14 protein-coding genes, 1 pseudogene and 2 CRISPR repeat arrays are annotated in these 18,625 nt (G+C 64.3%); of the genes and pseudogenes, 9 read left to right on the top strand and 6 right to left on the bottom strand.

Features of this window, described 5'->3' with window-relative positions:
- The first annotated feature begins 1 nt into the window (after position 1).
- Positions 2–824: a CRISPR direct-repeat array (repeat unit 28 nt; unit sequence GGCTCACCCCCGCTCGCGCGGGGAGATC).
- Between the two features lie 473 nt (positions 825–1,297).
- A complete protein-coding gene (locus BM150_RS15595) occupies positions 1,298–1,789 on the bottom strand; it encodes a GNAT family N-acetyltransferase (RefSeq protein WP_092927995.1) in 492 nt (163 codons plus the stop codon).
- 877 nt (positions 1,790–2,666) lie between these two features.
- A CRISPR array of direct repeats spans positions 2,667–3,853; the repeat unit is 28 nt; unit sequence GGCTCACCCCCGCTTGCGCGGGGAATCC.
- Positions 3,854–4,838: 985 nt separating this feature from the next.
- On the opposite strand from BM150_RS15595, the gene BM150_RS24190 reads away from it, so the two are divergent.
- The 9 genes and pseudogenes from BM150_RS24190 (at position 4,839) to BM150_RS15635 (ending at position 11,728) form a co-directional block, all read left to right on the top strand.
- Positions 4,839–5,015: a hypothetical protein gene (locus BM150_RS24190; protein WP_175496852.1), complete on the top strand. Its 177-nt coding sequence runs from the start codon at positions 4,839–4,841 to the stop codon at positions 5,013–5,015.
- 77 nt (positions 5,016–5,092) lie between these two features.
- Positions 5,093–6,064 (top strand): tyrosine-type recombinase/integrase, encoded by a 972-nt coding sequence (locus BM150_RS15610; RefSeq protein WP_342752587.1) that lies wholly within the window; start codon positions 5,093–5,095, stop codon positions 6,062–6,064.
- A gap of 400 nt (positions 6,065–6,464) precedes the next feature.
- On the top strand, positions 6,465–6,665 hold the full coding sequence (locus BM150_RS15615; protein WP_217641671.1) for a hypothetical protein: 201 nt from the start codon (positions 6,465–6,467) through the stop codon (positions 6,663–6,665).
- 6 nt (positions 6,666–6,671) lie between these two features.
- Positions 6,672–6,860, top strand: a complete 189-nt coding sequence (locus BM150_RS23810; protein ID WP_139219556.1) for a hypothetical protein — start codon at positions 6,672–6,674, stop codon at positions 6,858–6,860.
- Positions 6,861–6,875: 15 nt separating this feature from the next.
- The gene (locus BM150_RS15620; RefSeq protein ID WP_092928000.1) at positions 6,876–7,982 is read left to right on the top strand and encodes a C40 family peptidase; all 1,107 of its coding nucleotides are present in this window, start codon (positions 6,876–6,878) and stop codon (positions 7,980–7,982) included.
- A gap of 390 nt (positions 7,983–8,372) precedes the next feature.
- Positions 8,373–8,765, top strand: a complete 393-nt coding sequence (locus BM150_RS15625; RefSeq protein WP_281243712.1) for an NUDIX domain-containing protein — start codon at positions 8,373–8,375, stop codon at positions 8,763–8,765.
- 336 nt (positions 8,766–9,101) lie between these two features.
- Positions 9,102–9,230 (top strand): annotated as a pseudogene (locus BM150_RS25115) (creatininase family protein); the annotation flags it as partial.
- A 98-nt stretch (positions 9,231–9,328) separates the two neighbouring features.
- Entirely contained in the window at positions 9,329–9,673 is a 345-nt protein-coding gene (locus BM150_RS25120) for a creatininase family protein (protein ID WP_342752585.1), read from the top strand.
- A 165-nt stretch (positions 9,674–9,838) separates the two neighbouring features.
- The gene (locus BM150_RS15635) at positions 9,839–11,728 is read left to right on the top strand and encodes an N-6 DNA methylase (protein ID WP_092928002.1); all 1,890 of its coding nucleotides are present in this window, start codon (positions 9,839–9,841) and stop codon (positions 11,726–11,728) included.
- Positions 11,729–11,772: 44 nt separating this feature from the next.
- Here the strand turns inward: BM150_RS15635 and BM150_RS15640 are convergent, their stop codons facing one another.
- The 5 genes from BM150_RS15640 to BM150_RS15655 form a co-directional block, all read right to left on the bottom strand.
- Positions 11,773–13,893, bottom strand: coding sequence for a UvrD-helicase domain-containing protein (locus tag BM150_RS15640; RefSeq protein WP_092928003.1), 2,121 nt, complete (start codon positions 13,891–13,893; stop codon positions 11,773–11,775).
- Between the two features lie 8 nt (positions 13,894–13,901).
- Positions 13,902–15,098, bottom strand: a complete 1,197-nt coding sequence (locus BM150_RS15645) for an McrC family protein (protein WP_092928004.1) — start codon at positions 15,096–15,098, stop codon at positions 13,902–13,904.
- Positions 15,095–16,444, bottom strand: coding sequence for an AAA family ATPase (locus BM150_RS15650; RefSeq protein ID WP_217641672.1), 1,350 nt, complete (start codon positions 16,442–16,444; stop codon positions 15,095–15,097). Before BM150_RS15650 ends, BM150_RS15645 begins: the two co-directional genes overlap by 4 nt.
- A complete protein-coding gene (locus BM150_RS24530) occupies positions 16,441–16,911 on the bottom strand; it encodes a DUF4357 domain-containing protein (protein ID WP_217641673.1) in 471 nt (156 codons plus the stop codon). The genes BM150_RS15650 and BM150_RS24530 overlap by 4 nt, the downstream gene beginning before the upstream one ends.
- Positions 16,912–17,053: 142 nt before the next feature.
- Positions 17,054–18,592 carry a DUF6119 family protein gene (locus BM150_RS15655; RefSeq protein ID WP_092928005.1) on the bottom strand — a complete coding sequence of 513 codons (1,539 nt, stop codon included), beginning with the start codon at positions 18,590–18,592 and terminating at the stop codon, positions 17,054–17,056.
- Positions 18,593–18,625: the final 33 nt, after the last annotated feature.

Here is an 18,625-nt window from a genome sequence, read left to right on the forward strand (position 1 = left end):
GGGCTCACCCCCGCTCGCGCGGGGAGATCGGCGCTGTCGAGTGCGCGGATCACTGACCCCAGGGCTCACCCCCGCTCGCGCGGGGAGATCGAAGTCGTCGGAATTGACGGCCTCGACGGCGGAGGCTCACCCCCGCTCGCGCGGGGAGATCGCCCGGTATGGACATGGAGGTCGTCGGCAAGGACGGCTCACCCCCGCTCGCGCGGGGAGATCGTCCTCCTCCTGGGAGGCGTCGGGGTCGAGGGCGGCTCACCCCCGCTCGCGCGGGGAGATCTACGGGACGGACGTATCACATCACCAAGGAGCGGGCTCACCCCCGCTCGCGCGGGGAGATCGCCAACGCCCGGTCAGACGGCGGGGAATCGTCGGGCTCACCCCCGCTCGCGCGGGGAGATCTCCTCTTCGCCGAGCGCGGCGGTCTCCCGGCTCGGCTCACCCCCGCTCGCGCGGGGAGATCGCGCTGGTCGCCACGGTTGCGCTGGCATTGAACGGCTCACCCCCGCTCGCGCGGGGAGATCCATGTGCGTAGCCGTGTCCAGACTGCGAGTGAGGGCTCACCCCCGCTCGCGCGGGGAGATCGTAACCCTGTCTCGCGAACTCTCAGCTATCCTAGGCTCACCCCCGCTCGCGCGGGGAGATCCCAGGAGGGCGAGCACGCCGAGGGGCCGGCGGAGGCTCACCCCCGCTCGCGCGGGGAGATCCTCACCGAACCGGCGCAGTGCCTTCGCAGTGCTCGGCTCACCCCCGCTCGCGCGGGGAGATCCGACGGGGAACAGGCCGTAGTCGGCGGCGTCGGGGCTCACCCCCGCTCGCGCGGGGAGATCCCTTTTTGTGCTGGGAAATTCAGAGTGGGTTATCGTTTTGTGATCTTGTGGGGTGTTCACTTGCCGGGGTGTCGGAAGGTGTGGGGAGGGGCATTGATGATCAGTCTGCCATCGATAGCGTGGTTGGTGTAGCAGTATGGTGGTGCTGGTTTCGTAGCAGCGTGTGGACACTGGTTGCTACGCGGTCTCGTGGTCGGATGACTCGGTGAGATTGCACCTCCATCGCGCCGTGGTCGTCAGGTACGACAGACTCGCCGTCTGCCACGAAGGCACCGCGACCATCGTTGCCATCAACGACTGGTTCCACCTTCGTAAACAGACCCAGTGGTCGGCAGAGATCAACCAGAGCTCTGAGAAGCAACCAGCCAGGCATGCCGATTCCTTTGGCATTTTTCAGTATCGGCTATGCGTTTCGCTTCACTTCTGGTCAGGTGGCCCCGTTGGGATTGGGCTGACGTTCCAATGCTCATTGGTCAATTCACAGCGGTGCTGTGTAGCCGCAGTTCGTATACGGCTCGGTGCTTGCCTGCTCCCTTGTAGTCGGAGATGATTTCGACACCGTTGACGGTGTGGTCGCCGGGAACGTTGACGAAGCCCATGTGAATCCATGTGTCGTGTGCGGCGGTGTTGTCGGGCTCCGATGTCAGGTAGAGACGTTGGCACCCGAATCGGCGGCCGGTGTCTCGCACTGCTTGGAGCAGCGCTGTGGAGATGCCCTGTCGGCGGTGATCTGGGGCGGTGATCACGTCTTGGATGTACAGGTTCTCCGGGTGGTCCTGGCTACGGAAAGCGATGACCGCGCCGAGGAGTTGGCCGTTGTCGTCGGCCACGGGGCAGGTTGTGGAAAAGAGATTGGCGTAAAGCCAGTAGTCGGACGAGGTGCGAGCCCGCACGTAGGGCGCCCCGAGTTCCATGAGCTCGAGGATCGCCGGGATGTCGTCTTGGTGGATGGGCCGTATCTTCATGAGTGCCTTTCGGTGGAGTGGGCGAGTTCGAGGATGCGCGCGGCTGCGCCGGCCGGGACAGTAACGTCGGCGATACTCCGCCCGGCGGTGAGGATGTCCCAGTCGGGGCTGGTGAACGCGCTGTCGTCTGTTGCGCTGAAACCGCCGCTGACGGCCACGGGAAGCTGGGTCCACGATCGTACGTGCGTGCGGCGTCGAGTGCGGTGGTATTGCCGATCCCGAGGTCGATGTTGGTGGTGATGGTGAAGCCGTCTACGCCGACACGTTCCATGTCGGTGACCCACCGTTGGCTGGTGGTCACAGGCGTGTCGAGGAGGATGGGCACGCTGGACATGGCGTTGGAGTGTCTGGCCGAATCCGCCATCGATGCCTTGCGCCTCGAAAACTGGTGGGGGAACGCGCCATGACGAACTCGAGGGGTACAGGTCTTCGGATCGGATACAGCTTCTGGGGCTTCCTCGATTCCGGGGTCACCGACACTCCGAACGGTGACCGCAGCCATGGGCACACTCGTCGACACGTTTATCGCGGCTGGACACAGGGTTGTTTCCTGCTGGTCAACCGACATCTTGCCGCACCAGCCGCCGCGTAGCGCGCCGCTATGTCGAGACCATGTCGGTCCACCCGGAAACGTCATGACCGTGCCCAACTTCTTTATGGACGAGGAGCAGCGACCTGTTCTCTACGATGCTGCTCGTCGGCTGACGAGCACACCACCGCGCTCGACGTCACCAAAGTCAGTGGAGCATCGGACTGTTGGGCTCATCCCCACGTGAACGGGGAACCGCGATGATCCGATGATCGTCGGTGCTGACACTGGGTTCAACTAGCTTTTGGTGAAAGGTCCGCTAAAGCTTCAATATGGATTGAAAAACATAGCGCACCCCCGCTTGTGCGGGGAATCCGCCCAGGAGGACGAACGCGCCGCGATCGAGGCGGGCTCACCCCCGCTTGCGCGGGGAATCCTACGGGGCCGACCCCGCCCTCGGTCTGGTCCTGGGCTCACCCCCGCTTGCGCGGGGAATCCTGCACGCGGCATCCCGGACACTGCTCACGCTCGGGCTCACCCCCGCTTGCGCGGGGAATCCGAGCAGAATCTGACCTCATCACTCGGAGTGGTGGGCTCACCCCCGCTTGCGCGGGGAATCCTCCCGCTGCGCCCCGAAAACGTGGGATTCCTATGGCTCACCCCCGCTTGCGCGGGGAATCCACCTGCGCGAGGTTCTCCGTGCGCAGCTCGCGAGGCTCACCCCCGCTTGCGCGGGGAATCCTGAGACCGAACATGGTGTTCCCCTTTCGGGTGTGGCTCACCCCCGCTTGCGCGGGGAATCCGGTGGGGCGGCCGTTGTCATCCGTTCCCGAAACGGCTCACCCCCGCTTGCGCGGGGAATCCGGTGGGGCGGCCGTTGTCATCCGTTCCCGAAACGGCTCACCCCCGCTTGCGCGGGGAATCCTCGAATTCGAGGGATTGACCGCCAATCCCTATGGGCTCACCCCCGCTTGCGCGGGGAATCCTTTGTTCTTGTGTTCGCGGGAGATGCGGGCGAAGGCTCACCCCCGCTTGCGCGGGGAATCCAACAGCTCCAGCGACGCGGTGTGCGGGTGCAGAGGCTCACCCCCGCTTGCGCGGGGAATCCGTTCAGGTTGCCCCCACCCGTTTGGGTGGGGGTGGCTCACCCCCGCTTGCGCGGGGAATCCGTTCATCGGGCTGGACCAGTCCAGCGGCACGACGGCTCACCCCCGCTTGCGCGGGGAATCCTCACGCTGCTGACTCTGCTCGCGACGCTAGCGAGGCTCACCCCCGCTTGCGCGGGGAATCCGCCAGTACCACTCAGGCAGGTACAGCAGCGGAGGGCTCACCCCCGCTTGCGCGGGGAATCCCGCGTCCCCCGCTGGGACAGCCCGGCCGACATTGGCTCACCCCCGCTTGCGCGGGGAATCCCGAGCAGTATCGCCAGGAGCGCGACGCGGCGCAGGCTCACCCCCGCTTGCGCGGGGAATCCATCGGGGCCGATCGCTGCCCACTGGGTGCCGACGGCTCACCCCCGCTTGCGCGGGGAATCCACTTTTTGTGCTGGGAAAATCAGATTGGGTTATTGTTTTGTGATCTTGTGGAGTGCTTACTTGTCGCGACGTCGGAAGATACGGGGAGGGGCATCGACGATCAGTCTGTCATCGAAGGCGTAGTTCGTGTAGCCGCATGGTCGTGTTGGCCTCGAGCAGCGTGTGAACTCTGGTTGCTACGAGGTCTGGTGGCAGGGCTGGAAGCGTCGTCAATAAGCATCCTTGTCAAGGAAACACTGACGTCGTTGCAGATCAGGTGATACTTCGATCCGGCTGCGCCTCGCTTGACCGCGAAGGGAACGGTTATCGAGCTGCCCTTTCTGTGCGGAGGTGGGAAAGTCCGCGATGTCGAGAACAGCCGCCCCGCTCGGCAGGTTCAGCTCGGCCCGAACCACAGCTTCTGCACAGCTCATCTCTCTGGACGCCGGTGGATCACACGAACGGTCTCCTCGCACTCTCGAGCGAGCAACAACGGCTTCGGGTCTGTCTGCTGGCAGCGCACACCGGCAGCAGAGGCTCAAGCCGATGCTAGTGATCATCGGAGACGATCTGCGGAATTGACCGGACTCCGAAGCAAAATCGGACGTGAGCGTAGGGAGTGTGGCACGCTCGCTCGGCGCGTGATTGGTCCCGTTGCGGATGTGGTGAACCCTAGGGTGCGCGATAGCGAGTGTGCTGCGGAAGGGGGGAGGTCGTGTCGTCGAAGTCCCGAGTGGAGCGTGTTGTCGAGGGCCTCGTTCCGGTGAGAAGACCGACTGGTGGTCGGGTTCCGCGGCTTCCGGTGGCGGCGTTGTCGTCGACCGGTACGAGCTCGATGACCTATGGGATTGCGGCTGTTGATGCGAGTGGCCGGGTGAGTGAGCGTGGTGTGCTGCGGGCTTTGGGCTGGCGAACCGGTGACCGTGTTCGGGCGTGGTGCTCTGGGAACGCGGTGATCGTGCGGAGCTGTGTGGACGGTGAACTCGCGGTTGCCGAACGAGGGAGAGTGCCGATTCCGAGTTTGCTGCGTGAGCGGTGCGCGATTCGTCCCGGAGATCGTGTGATGTTGGCGGGCTCCGCCGAGTACGGAGTGCTCATCGTGCACACGATGTCGACGGTGGAGGCGATGCTCGCACAGCATCACGCAGCTCATGACGACCAGGAGCCGGGGGAGGCGTTGTGAGTTCCTACGACGCACTCAGACTAGACACCGGTCATCATCCGGCTGAGGTGGAGGCAGCGCGGCTGGTGTTGACCCGGATGGGTATTTCTCCCGAGGAACTTGTCAACACACCAGGTCATCGGAAGACGGTGCCTGTGTTCGCCGAGTACGTTCCCCGGGTGGCCGAGGCGGTTTCGGTGGGGACTTCTCGGGCGTATCGCTCGTACTGGAATCGGGTCGTACGTGAGTGGGGAGAGCGCCGGCTCGATGAGCCCACCCCCTCGGAGATTCGTCGGCTCGCCGAGCACATCCGTGGCCAGGTCGTGCACCGGCGCAACACACGTGGCGGTCGTTGCGCGGTGGAGCACCTGATCGCGGCGTTGCGGTGCATATACAGTCACGCGGTGGCCGACGGGCTGCTCGACGAGGCGGACAACCCCGCCCTGCGGGTGCGAAAGCCCCGGAGGTTGCCGAGTACGCGGCGGGGGCTATCGGACGAGAGCATGTCCGCGATCAACCGGGTGGCCGGTCAGACCGGCAATGATCCGATGCTGGACACGCTGTTGCTGCGGTTGCACACCGAGACCGCCTGCCGTAGGGGAGGGGCGTTGGCCTTAACCCTTGCCGATCTGGATGAGACGCAGTGTGTGGTTCTGCTGCGGGAGAAAAACGATACCGTGCGCTGGCAGCCGGTCTCCCCGACGCTCGCGCGCCATCTTCGTGACCACGCCGAGCAACGCGGTGCCGAGACTTCCGATGACGCCCTGCTGCGGTACCGCTCGGGAAAACCGTTGACTCGACGGCGCTACGACCATCTCTGGCACCGGCTGGGCCAGCATCTGCCGTGGGTGGCCACACAGCAGATCAGCACCCACTGGCTGCGGCACACCACGCTGACGTGGGTGGAGCGCCACTTCGGCTACGCCACCGCTCGTGCCTGGGCCGGGCACACCGACTCCAGTCATGCCAGTGCGACCACCACGTATATTCGTGCCGATCTTGCCGATATCGCCACCGCCTTGGCGGCACTCACCGGCGAGCAGCACCCTCTGGCCGAATCCCGGAAATGATCCGAGACCTTCGCAAGATTCCGCCATGGCAGCGGATACTCCATTGCCGACACCTCTACTGCTGAGCTGATGGTGTCGACGTACGAGTACACATCGTTCGCGACGTCGGAAAAGGTGCTCCTCGTGTGTGACAGGCCGATGGCCTGTTACGATCTCGGTATGATTTCCCCAAAGTGGGGAAATTTCCCTGGTCGGAGGACTCCAGTCCCCCCTCCGACACCGTGGTGTGGCAAATCTGCTACACGACCTATTAGTGCGTTTCACGTTTTCGGCGGCGGTGCACTGCAGTGCGACCGCCGCTTTGTGCTGTCCGAGCACCCCTGGAGGCGTCTGTTCGGGGTGGTGGCAGTGGCTGAGTGGTCGGTGCTGGCTGTGAGGCCCGGTGGTCGGGATGGTGCCGGTGTCGCGGTCGAGTGCGGCGCAGCTGATGCCGCTGGCCGGGGACGTCACCACCGGCTGGTGCATGGAATGCACCGGCCGCGTGCTGTGGAAGATCGAGAACAACCCCGGTTACAAGGTCCAGTCGGTGCTGTCCCGTACCGAAAAGCCCACCTTCGATACTAACGCCCAGCTCCGTCAGCGGGCTGATGCGGATCGGTAGGCGGCTATGTCTGATTCGAGCAAGAGCATTGTTCCCGCGATGGTCGCGGTCGCGCTCACCGCGTTCGTGATCATGCCCGCCGCGATGCTCGGCGTTGCGGTCCTGGCAGTCTCCTGCAGCCTCGGCCTCGCCTTCGGCGGTTACCACGCCGACAGCGGCTCCGGTGGCGGTGGCCAACAGGTCGGTGATCGCTAGTGGAGCGGTGAGCAGATGACCAACGCTCGCACCATCACCAATGTGGTCATGCGCCGCCGACTCCCACAGCGGGCAGCAATGATCGCGCTTTCGACGGCCATCGTGGAATCGCGGCTGCGCAACCTGCCCTACGGCGAGCGCGACAGCCTCGTCCTGTTCCAACAACGGCCCAGCCAGAGCTGGAACACACGCGAACAGATCCTCAACCACGTCTATGCCACCAACACCTTCCTTGACCACCTCGTGGACCTGCCCGGCTGTTATCGCATGCCGCCCGGCGTGGCCCAGCAGAAGATGCAGCGCTCGGCATTTCCTGAGCGCTACTCCCCATATGAGAAGCCGACCCGCCTGCTGATGGAGAAGCTCTGGCGTGGATCGGACGGCCCGGTACCACCCTCGACCGGGGGTCTCCCGGCCCAGCAGAGCTCCGCCGCACTGGGCTGCCCAGACCAGGGCGGGTTGGAACATGCCGCTGGACCCACAAAAGCTTTCCGGACGGTTTTACGCTGTCAGCCGACCCCCAGCCGCCGCTCGGCCGTGAAATATGCGCTGAGCAACCTCGACACGCCCTATGTGTGGGCCCCCAAAGGGCCGAACGCGTTTGACTGCTCCGGGTTGATGCAGGCCGCGTGGGCTCACGCCGGAATGGTGATCTCCGCGGGCACCAGCGGCCAGCAGCACGACGGCCACGCCGTCGGGTCCTTGGCTCAACTCCAGCCCGGCCACGGTGTCCCAGCGTTCGGCGAGTGCGGAGTCCTCGGGGCGTGGCCCCAGACCGGCGGTCCAGCTCGGCTGGTCGGCGACGACCTGGGCGCGCAGTTCCGCGTGGCGGCCGTCGATCGCGACCTCGAGCCGCTGGAGGTAGTCGCGCAGCTCCCCGCTGAGGCTGATCAGATCGGGGCGGTCCATCCATGGCAAGGCAGTCAAGTAGCCAGCACCGTTCGTGCGCTGCTCGGCCAGAGCGGCCGAGACCGCTTCGGTGGCGAAGCGGTGCGCGTCCATCGGGTCATGATCGGGCCGGTCCGCAAGCCGGTGAGCGGTTGCGGCCACTGCGGCGTCGACGTTCAGCCCCTCCGCGCGGGATCCGGTGGCCAGCGTCACCCTCCTCCACGAAGTTGTTGACCTGGCCGTGACCACTGGTGGCAGGGTGCCTGCCAACGCCTGCGACACGCACGGCAAGCTCTGCGGCGAGTCCAAGCGGAGGTGCACTTCGCCGAACTCGACGACCACTTCCACGATGTCCTGATCGGGCGCTGCCCCCGGCTCCTGTACTTACGGGCAAGACAGCGTTCGAGAACCGGGGCCTTGTCCGGCGAAAGCCATCGGAGGCCCCTTAGAGTCCCTAACACATTGGTGATCTCGGTTTGAGGTGATCGTGGCGTGCTGCTGGCCCGCACAGGCCCGGCCTTGGTTATCACCGGTTCGTACCCGCGTGGATCATCCTAGAGGGATCGACCGACACGAAGGGCACACACGAGCGCCACTACCCCCGAGGTTGTTGCCCGCACAGCTATTCGCCGTGATGGCCAGCTCCTCATGGCGCGTCAACGCACCAAGTCCTGGTCATTCCTGCCGAGTGGCCACGTCGAATCCGGTGAACGGGTCGAAGTTGTCTTGGTCCGTGAGCTGAGCGAAGAGCTCGGGATCAAAGCCAAGATCGCGGGCTTCCTCGGCGCGGTCGAGCACGGTTACATCGAAGACGGCGCCACCTATCACGAGGTCAACCTCGTGTTTGAGGTCTTCATCACCGACACGGAACCAGTCAGCCAGGAAGATCATTTCCAGTTTCACTGGCTCGGACTGGATGACCTTGCCAACGACGACGTGCGGCCTGGCGCACTCAAGCACGCCTTGGTGTCGGCCGGTGACGAACGCACGCCGTTTTGGCACGGATGGAACGGATGAGCCCTCATCCCGACACGGCCATTCTTCGGTACCTCACTTCGGCGCTTTGAGTCGCCCAGGGTTGGAGGCTTGTCGGTGTGTGAGCTCAGCAGTGGGCTGGGCGGTTTGGGGCTCGGCTGGTGGGATGTCACTGGCTTACTCGTCGAGGAAGCGCGGTAGCTGGAGCAGTCGGCTTGCGGCACGCGCTCTGTGCGTAAACCTGCGATGATCAACACCAAGGAGAACCCCGTGGAGGCTTACCACTGTGACCGCCGTCGATGAAGCCCGCCGCAATGCTCATGTGGCGTCCTCCCCGCCGAAAGCTTTGAGCAACATGGTGAGCACCTGCGGCTGGCCATCGACACTGTGATCGCTGCACGCATCGTGGAGGGCTACGACCTGTTCCTGCTTGCCCCCATCACGTTCTCGTGCTCGCACGAGCATGAAGGCATGCCCGGCTTTCCGGGCACGGTCAGCATCAGCGCCGGCACCCTGATCAGTGTCATCGACGACATCCGCGTCTCACTGGCACGTTCCGGTGTCACCAAGCTCTCGTCCTGGTCAACGGCCACGGGGACAATTACGTGCTGTCCAACATCACCCAGCACGCCAACGTGCAACAGCGCAGCGTTCTCCTGTGCCCCGGCCGCGACGATTGGAAAGCCGCCCGCGATCATGCCGGAGCCGCCACGACCGCCCACGAGGACATGCACAGCGGCGAGATGGAGACCTCGATCCTGCTGTACACCCGCCCCGAGCTTGTCGGCGGCACCTACGCCGACGCCGATCACGACGCTCTGGCCACCGGCCGCACTCGCTCGTCACTGGCATGCGGGCCTACACGGCCATGGCATCATCGGCCACCCCTCCGAAGCCACGTCAGCCAAGGGCAAGGCCGTGCTCGACAGCCTCACCACCTCGTTCGCTGACCACCTCAAGGCCCTCGCGGGATGACCAGCACGCCCGAGTCAAACGGTCCCTCCGAAAATGCCGCAGCCCTCCATCCTGGATTTAGCGTGGCATATCATGTTAGCGGGGTTAACACCTTGCACTGCCGAGTGCTAGGCTAACGCCTACTCCTGTGGGAGGTGGGCATGTCGGATGAAGCTCTGGTGACGGCAGCGGAGATCGCTCGGCTCGCGAATGTGGGGCGGGCGGCGGTCAGTAACTGGCGACGGCGGTACCCGGACTTTCCTGAGCCTGTGCTGGGTTCGGCGAACAACCCGACGTTTCCTCTTGAAGCAGTGCGTAGCTGGCTGCGGGACCAGGGCAAACTCTCGGAGTTGCCTCCGTATGACGCGTTGTGGCGCGCGCTCGATGCTGCTCGCGGCGATCGTGACGTGGTCGATCTGGTTGCACAGGTCGCTTCGCACCTGCGCGACCGGGATTCGGCGGACTTGCCGGAGACGATCAGAGCTGCGCTGGACGACGTCGGCAACGAGGATCCTAGGGAGCTGATCGAATCGCTGGCGGGAATGTTGTTCGATCGCCAGCAACGTCAGCATCTGGTGACACCACCGGAACTCGCCGAGCTGATGGTGCAACTGGCGGGGACGTCGGGAACGGTGTTCGATCCGGCATGTGGCTCTGGAAACGTGTTGCGTGCCGCCGCGGACGCCGGTGCCGCAGAGGTGGTCGGACAGGAAGTCGAGGAGCCGCTCGCAACTCTCGCTGAATCCCGGCTGGCTGACGTTACTGTCACTGTCGAAGCCGCGGACACACTGCGCTTGGACCTGTTTCCTGACCTGCGTGCTGACGCGGTTGTATGCGACCCACCGTTCGGCTACCGCGACTGGGGGCACGCTGAACTGAGCGTGGACCCACGCTGGAAGTTCGGGATTCCGCCCAAGAGCGAGCCCGAACTCGCTTGGATGCAGCACTGCCTGGCTCATGTGAAGCCCGGTGGCATGGTTGTCCTTGCCATGCCGGCAGGTGTGGCTGGTCGTCGGCCCGGGCGGTCTATCCGCCAGGAACTCGTGCGGCGTGGTGTCCTGATGGCAGTGTTCGCCCTACCTGCTGGCGTGCTGATGTCGAGCGGTATCGCGGTGCACCTCTGGGTGCTACGTGGGCCTGATACCGACGGAGCCGGGCCTGTGCTGTTGGTTGACACCGGACATCACCAACCTGCACGGCGTGGCCAGGTGGACTGGTCAGCGATCGGCTCCGAGATCCTCGACGCCTGGCGAGCGTTCCAGCAGGATGCTGATGTCGAGGACATCCCGGGGCGACGCCGCGTCATCGAGCCGATTGAATTACTTGGGGAGGACGTTGACTTCACACCGGCGCGCCATCTTCCGGTGCCACCGCGGCGGGTGGTTCTCGCCGAGGTCGAAAGCGACCAGGCGGAACTACGGCGACTGCTGAACGGGCTCACCGGTGAATGGTTCGAGCTGAGGGAAGCTGCGCCCACGCCGCGCGCGGTCACCACGATCGGTGAGCTGGCCAAGGTCGGTGCACTCGAACTCATCCGGCAGAGCAGCCCGGTCGACGCTGATGAGAACGGCACCGGGTCGTTGGTGCTGACAGGACGCGACGTCGCTGTCGGCGCGGATCCCACGCTGCGGTGTATCGGAGGCGCAGAGACGGTTCCGCTCCGTCCCGGAGACGTGGTAGTGCCGATGGTGGCTGCCGGTGAAGGGAACACAGCGCTGCGGGTGGTTGATACCGACGACTGGTCACTGGGCGCGAACCTATTCTTGATCCGAGTCGACGAGGAGCGTCTGGACCCGTGGTTTCTCGCCGGTCAGATCCGATCCGGTGATCCTGCGCCGAGCTCCACCACCGTGTCGGGCGTGCACCGCACCAATATCCGCCGCACCGAAATCCCGGTTACCGACATCGATGAGCAACGTCGACTGGGCGAGGCCTTCCGGCGCCTCGCGGAGTGGGAATCGGACCTCAACAAAGCCGTCAAGCTCGGCACGCGCCTCACCCGCGAGCTTACGAACGGTATCGCCGAGGCCACCCTGATTCCGGGGGAGTAGGACCATGTCTGAGGCATCTGCGCGGTCCCCCAGACGCGTGTCAGTCAAGCCGGCAGGAACGGGCTCGCGGTGCCGTTGCACGAGACGGACAGCTCCTCGCGCGCACGCGTGCAGGCGACGAACAGTAGGCAGCGTTGTTTGAACACATCGTTGCAGTGCTGCTGGGCGTCGATCTCGTACGGCGTGATGTCCCGGTCGAAGGGTAGGGCCTTCACTGTCGCCCCGATCACGGCGACACACCGGAATTCCAGTCCCTTCATCGCGTGCATCGTTGCCAGCCGCACCCCCTCGTCTTCGGCACTGGGTCGGTTCTTCACGCGCACGACGGGGATCCCCTCGGTCTGCAGGCGCTCCGCGGCCTTGTCCAGCAGCACGTTGAACCGCGTGCATACCGCGATCTCATTGGTCAGGACGCCCCGTTCGATCCACGAGCGAACCTGGTCAACAAGGGCGGCGACCTCTTCGCTCTGCGAAGAGTGGGTGGCCATAAGGGGAGGACGGCCGCTCAGCAGCGAGCGGTAGCCGGTCAGACTGTCCGAACCATCGCCTCCGAGGTCGTCGACCGGCTCGTTGTCGAGAACCTTCGCCGACCAGGTGAGGATCTCGGACGTGCTGCGGTAGTTCAGGCGCAGTCTGCTGCTGCGACTGGTGACGTTGATGCCCAGCGAGCGCAGTGATACCCGGTTGTCGTAGATCCGCTGGTGAGGGTCACCGGCGATGAACAGGTCGTCCGATCCGACCGGAACTGTGGCGCGCAGCACGCGCCACTGGGCCGGGTGCAGATCCTGCGCCTCGTCGACCACGACGTGGTCGAACTGCTGTTCCTTGCCGAGCACGGTTGCGGCGTGCGCGCAGACTTGTAGGTGGGTCTGGTTGCCCGCGGCTTCGAGCTCGGTGAGGAAGGCTTCGACCCCGCGCCAGACCTGCTTGCGCTGAGCAGCTCGCAGCTGGGACCCGCGGCCGCGGCGTTTGGCCGCCAGGTACTCCTCTTCGGCCCGGAGGTCCTGGGCGAGAACGACGTGGCGGTACTCCTGCGCCAGGAACTGTTCGGACCAGGCCAGGTCGAGCCTGCTCGCCACGCGTCGCCACAGTTGGCGTTCGTCGGCGTCACCGATCGGGGACGGGGCAGTGCCGGTGTGCTCCCGCACGACCCGATGGGCGAGCGAGTCGACCGTGGTGATCTCGACGCGTTCCAGCTGCGTGTCGTCCTCGAGCAGCCGCCGCAGGTTGTCGCGAAGGCTCGTGGCCAGCGCGTTGGTGAACGTCGTCAGGAGCACTCGCGCCTCGGGGTTGCGCGACAGCAGGTGTTTGGTCCGGTGCAGGGCGACGACGGTCTTACCTGTGCCGGGGCCGCCGGTGACCTGCGCGGAACCGTTGTAGGAGGCCCGGTAGGCGACGCGGCGCTGGGAGCGGTGCAGGAAGACCCGCCACGCGGCGAAGGGCTGGTTGAGGATCTCCTCCAGCTCGTCGGGGCCACTGACCAGCGTGATGCGGCCGCGCGTGTTGGTGATGGCCATCGCCAGGCTGTCGTCGGTGGATTCGGGTTCGGCCGGGCGACGTTCGGCGACGATGTCGCGGTACACCTCGTCGGCGTTGAACCCCTCGGCGAGGTATTCCAGCACCTCGAACTGGTCCTCCGGGAGCAGACCGCTGAAGGCCTCCAGCTGTTCCCGAGTTGTGATCACGCGGGCGGCGCGCAACACCTGGTCGTCGACGCCCAGGTGGCGCAGCACCGTGTCGGAGTGCTTGTCGAACAGGCGCTCCGAAGCCTCGGCGGCAGCGGGCTCCAACGACGGCGTGATCTCCTCGAGGGCGACGACGTTGCGGACCTCGAGTCCGCGCGTGGCGGTGTTGACGGTGAAGAGGCGCTTCACGGCCCAGGCGTAAGCCTCGTCGTGGGTGTCCACGGCCAGCAGCAGGAACATCTCGCTGCCGTCGTCCGGTGCGAGCACCACGCCGCGGTAGGACTGGGTGATGCGGATGGTTCGCACCCGCTTGTCGCGCGCGTTCTCGATCGCTTCCAGGTGCAGCCCCTTATCCGCGTAGAGCTCGGCGATGGGCAGCTGCTGAAACTTCGCCATCGCCTTGCGGACTCCGGCCTTGACCGGCTTCTCCAGCCGGTCGTAGGTCTCCCAGAAGCTGGAAGCGAAGGCGAGCTGGGCCATGGGTGGAATCAGCTCCTTTCGATGAGCCGTCGAGCGAGCACACCGATATCCTCCAGCAACTGAGGCGGCGGTTGGTCGAGTTCCAGAGCATGTTGGTGGATCGTGATGCCGGCTCCTCGGACGCGATGCGTGCCGTGTGTCGCGTTTCCCGCGGCATACACGAGATGCCCTGCAGGTAGGCCGAGTGCGACGCAGTAGGCCAGCATTTGGTAGACGTCCGCATTCGGGTAGCCGGACGGGCGCTCGGCCTTGTATTTGGCATCGGCGACCGTGCTGGGTTTGCCCTCCGGGTCGTAGTGCACGAAGTCCGGGGCCAGCGAGATCGTGTTGCCCTCGTCGAGGTGGCAGGGGTCCTGCAGAACGCTGTGACCGGGGTAGTCGGCAAGAGCGTCCCGCAGAGCGATGGTGACGAAGTCTTCGAAGAGCTTCGCGGTGTCGACGAGGAAGCCGTGGGCGGTGAGATCACCCGGTCGGTGCTCGATGGAGGCCCCGCGGAGGACGAGTTCGGCCAGCCGAAGTGCGTGGTGGTAGCGGGCGTTGAGTCGGGTGGGTTGCCAGGCGGGCAGCCGGCAGCCCCGGGGAAGCGGAGTGATCTCGGCGAAGCGCCGCTGCAGACGGCGGAGTCGGACGCGAACGTCCTCAGGGAGTTCGGCGGGGATTCGGAGTAGGGCGTGCGCTGCGCTCGCCAGCAGGCGGTTCTCGGTGATGTCGGGGGTGTACTCGTCGTGGGTGACTTCCAGCGGCAGCGGTCTGCCGTGGTGCAGGCGGAGTTGGTCGCTGTGCCGCAGACGGCCGCGCATGACGTGTGTGGCCTCGTCGGCCTCCCGATAACCGTGCATGAGGCCCTGCTGCACGGCGTGCTCGGCCTGCGCGGCATAGAGCCGGGCCACCGCGGGCACCAGTTCGCGTTCGTCGGTGACGGGCACGGGATCGTCGAGCAAGATTCTGGAGCTGCGCCGGTAACCGAGGAGGAACAGAACCCGGGCGATCGGGACTTTCGGAGTGATGCGCACGACGATCGCATCGTCACCGGTGCTGATGCGGGCGGCACCGATGGTGCCGTTGGCCCGCACTTGCCAGCAGCCGGCGCGGTCGGGATGCGGGGACGCGTCGACGACACCGCTGTGGGCCAGGGCGCGCCCGGCCACATCGGGCAGCGGCACGGTTCGCGCCGGGGCGTTTTCGGTCAGCGACAGGTTGATCATGATGTCGTGTCGCTGCCGAGCGCGGCGCGCAGGGGAGCAAGACCGTAACGGTGCTCGACGTCGATTCCCTCGCCGTAGTGGTGTTCCTCCAGCAGGGGGAGGATCTTGGTGCGCCACGTGCGTTCCAGCCCGCCTTGCCGGTAGACGCTCTTGTTCATGAGGTAGGACGGGCCGATGTGGAAGTCCGAGTCCGGGATCCGGCGGTTGAGTTCGTCGAGCAGGTCGGCCGGTTCGGGGGCGTGTCCCTGCTCGGCGAGCCACCGGCGCAGCAAACCGCGCGTGGGTTCGATGCCCGGGGAGAGCTCGACGAATGAGAACCGCCGCCGCATCGCCGCGTCGACCAGCGCGATCGAACGGTCGGCGGTGTTCATGGTGCCGATGAGGAACAGGTTCGGCGGCAGTGCGAAGTCATCCCCCGAGTAGGTCAACCGCACCGAGCGGTTGCGGTACTCGAGCAGGAAGTACAGCTCGCCGAACACCTTGGCCAGGTTCGCACGGTTAATCTCGTCGATCACCAGGAAGTGCGGCAGGTGCCGATTGCCCTCCAGCGAGGCGTGGTCGGCGAGCTCGCGCAGCGGACCGTCCTGGAGCCGGAATGCCACCTCCCGGCTTCCCGGGTCTTCCCGTGGCCGGAATCCCTCGAAGAAGTCCTCGTACGAGTACGACGGGTGGAACTGCACGAGCGAGACCTGTTCGGGACCACCGCCGAGGAATTCGGCGAGTTTGAGCGCGAGGTAGGTCTTGCCGGTGCCGGGCGGACCGTGGAAGACGAGCTGCTTGTCGTCCCACAGCAGTTCGCGGGCCTCCCGCAGCCATGCGATGTCGTGCACAAGGAGCTCGTTGGCAAGCTCGGCTGTCGGCTCGGGCAGTTCGAGTTCGCGTCGTACCATCAGGGCCGCGGTGCCCGCCTCGGAGTCGGCGCCGTTGCTGTCGGCGGCGAGCTCCTCATCGCTGCGACCGATCCCGTCGATGTAGGCCTTCACCGGGGTGAGGTCGACGACATCGAGCTGGATGGACAACTTCTGCTGCAACGCCTCCGGCAGTTCCTCGTAGGGAAAGCCGGAGTCGTTCCAGGTCACCGGGCGCCGCAGGTTCGACCGGTTGCCCTCGGAGTGCACCCGATCGGTGTCCCCGGTGATCTCACCGAGATACAGCTCCCCCTCGGAGACCGTGCACACCATGTCGCCCGGCTTCATCTTGGCCAGGAAGAAGTGCAGCTCCTCGATCATCCGTTGGCGCTGGTTGTATGTGAGAACACCCTCGTAGTCCTCGTCCACGATGGCGCGCAGCTCTTCCTTGCTGACGAGCTGGTCGACCTCACGCAGGTGGGTAGCTGCCAGGCTCACGACTCCCTCCCGCAGCCAGAGACGCTGAACCAGGTTCTGCCCGAAGACGTTCGAGCCGCGCACCAGCCACGCGCGCTGGGCCCCCAGGGCGGCACTGCGAGGAAGTCACCGAGCGGGCGTTCCTCGGCGGTCTGCCACGACGTGTAGCCGTTCACCGAGCTACCGAGGATGACGCCCGCAGCTGCGGAGGGGGAACCGAAAGTGTAATCCTGGCTGAACTCGAGGTGGTCGGGGTGCTTCGTTGAGGCGTTGATCATGCCGTCGGCGATCAGTTGCTCGCGTAGGCGGTGCGAGGCATGGAAGTGGGAGGCGAACGACGGCACGACCTCCGACCGCACCGGCGAACTCGCGAGCACAACGAACTGTTGACTCCCGTTGGTGCCCTTCTCCGGCAACAACCGTCCGGTGGCCAGCGGTCCATCGTAAGGTAACTTCAGGTGGAACTCGGGGTAGTCGTCCTGCGTCATGAGGGCAGGCTATCGTCGTAATCACGAGGCTGGGGAGATTTGGTGATATTCGCCGTTGGGCTCTTGCCGAGGTTGACTGAGCAGCATTGGGTAGAGCGGGAGCGGTGCGATCGGCTAACGCCGCCGATTCCAGCGGCCGTCATCACGAGTCATCCGACGATTCGGTGTTCTTTACTCTCGACTTCGGGCGTGGATCCTTCCTGCTCAGTTTGATGACGGGCGTGATACCGAGGTTTTTCGCTGCGCGAGCCCACGCCTCGATCTTTTGCTTGAGGATGATCGATCTGGACTGTTCGATGCTGGTGAGTCCGAGCTTCGACTCGTAACCGAGCCAGAGACAGTACCGGTCGAAGTCCGGGATCGTGTCGCGGTTCGCTCTGTTGCCCAGGAGGTTTACGATGTTCATCGCCTGGTCACAGACGTAGCTGAGCTTCTGTGCCGAGCCGAACTTCACTGCATAGACAGTGGAGTCTCGTTTGAGATCCCACGCTTCAACTGAGGTAGAGCTGCGCGTTCTGAAGATCTCGAAATCCTTGTCCGCGAGTTCGTACCCCCATTTGTTTGCGCACATCTTCGTGAACTCGTCTTCACGGCCTTTGACCTCGCTGAAATCCTCTTCTGTTGGCTCGACTTCAATGTTGGCGACAAAGCTGTCGAGAAAGTCCAGGTAATCTTGATTGAATCGAACCCACCGGCCGTTGTTGAGGGCCACCCGGTCGTCGTCATCTGCCACAAATTCGAGGTCGCGCTTCAGCTCGTTGGTGTAGGCAGGGTTTCCGTCGCGTTCATGTACGATCCTGATGGAGAAGATCTGATCTCGGTGGATCGAGTTTCTTCGGATGAAATCTTGCAAATTTTCTAGCGCAAGCTCTTGAACAGGCTGAGTCTTCGATTTGTGCTTGATCGTGTAGCTTCCGATGCCGGCGAATACGAAGTCGACGCCGTAGAGATCGTAGGAGTTTTCGGCGAATTCTGTGCCGGATGATTTTCCCTCGAGTGCATCCAGGAGTTTCTCTTCGAACTTCTCGATCTCGTCTGCCTCGGTGAGGCGTGTGGTACGTGGAAGCTTGAACTTTTCTGACTCAGTGAGGACATGCTCGATGTCGTTCAGGAGGGTTCCGATTTCGTCTGGGCCAATCTCCACCGTGAGTTGTGCAGAGGACCCGAACTGGCCCATTTTTCCGAAGCGGGTGATGTGCTCGTTGAGGATGCCTGCTCGAATGTAGTCGACCGACTCGCCGCTCTCCACGGAGAGTTGGGTTTCTTCGGAAAAACTCCTGATGGACTTCCTCTGGCGCCCGGTGAAGCGTTGCGAAGAGGTCTGTCTGATATCGTCCTCCCTGGCTATTCGTTTGGCGAGGTCGATCCCGAAGTCATAGTCGCATAGCGGGCGAATATAGAAATGAGACTTACCATAACTGATAGCGAAACACTTGTCCGCCTTGGTGAAGAGGAAAACAGCGAACGGGCTCTTGGATTCGGGTATGACGGTGCTCTCGAAATACTTTTCCAGGTGCTTGACCCATGGGACTTGGCGGCCGCTTTCTCCGGGTGAGTAGTAGAGTTGGTACTCCCAGCCATCCTGACTTCCGCTCGCAATGACGGACATCTCGACTGATTCCAGTTTGTCTCGTAGTCTAGCGATTTCTTCGGGTAGTACTGAGAAAATGTTGAGCTTCATGGTAGTATTCCACTCGATGGTGTTTTCGTACAG

This window comes from Actinopolyspora alba, assembly GCF_900112765.1.
In the GTDB taxonomy this organism is placed as follows: Bacteria; Actinomycetota; Actinomycetes; order Mycobacteriales; family Pseudonocardiaceae; genus Actinopolyspora; species Actinopolyspora alba.

Excerpts from the sequence above, each read along its gene's own strand:
- BM150_RS23810 (WP_139219556.1), top strand. The coding sequence starts at position 6,672 with ATGTCTGATTCGAGCAAGAGCATTGTTCCCGCGATGGTCGCGGTCGCG.
- BM150_RS15610 (WP_342752587.1), top strand. The coding sequence starts at position 5,093 with ATGGGTATTTCTCCCGAGGAACTTGTCAACACACCAGGTCATCGGAAG.
- BM150_RS15620 (WP_092928000.1), top strand. The coding sequence starts at position 6,876 with ATGACCAACGCTCGCACCATCACCAATGTGGTCATGCGCCGCCGACTC.
- BM150_RS24530 (WP_217641673.1), bottom strand. The coding sequence starts at position 16,911 with ATGACGCAGGACGACTACCCCGAGTTCCACCTGAAGTTACCTTACGAT.
- BM150_RS15635 (WP_092928002.1), top strand. The coding sequence starts at position 9,839 with ATGTCGGATGAAGCTCTGGTGACGGCAGCGGAGATCGCTCGGCTCGCG.
- BM150_RS15595 (WP_092927995.1), bottom strand. The coding sequence starts at position 1,789 with ATGAAGATACGGCCCATCCACCAAGACGACATCCCGGCGATCCTCGAG.
- BM150_RS15645 (WP_092928004.1), bottom strand. The coding sequence starts at position 15,098 with ATGATCAACCTGTCGCTGACCGAAAACGCCCCGGCGCGAACCGTGCCG.
- BM150_RS15640 (WP_092928003.1), bottom strand. The coding sequence starts at position 13,893 with ATGGCCCAGCTCGCCTTCGCTTCCAGCTTCTGGGAGACCTACGACCGG.
- BM150_RS15655 (WP_092928005.1), bottom strand. The coding sequence starts at position 18,592 with ATGAAGCTCAACATTTTCTCAGTACTACCCGAAGAAATCGCTAGACTA.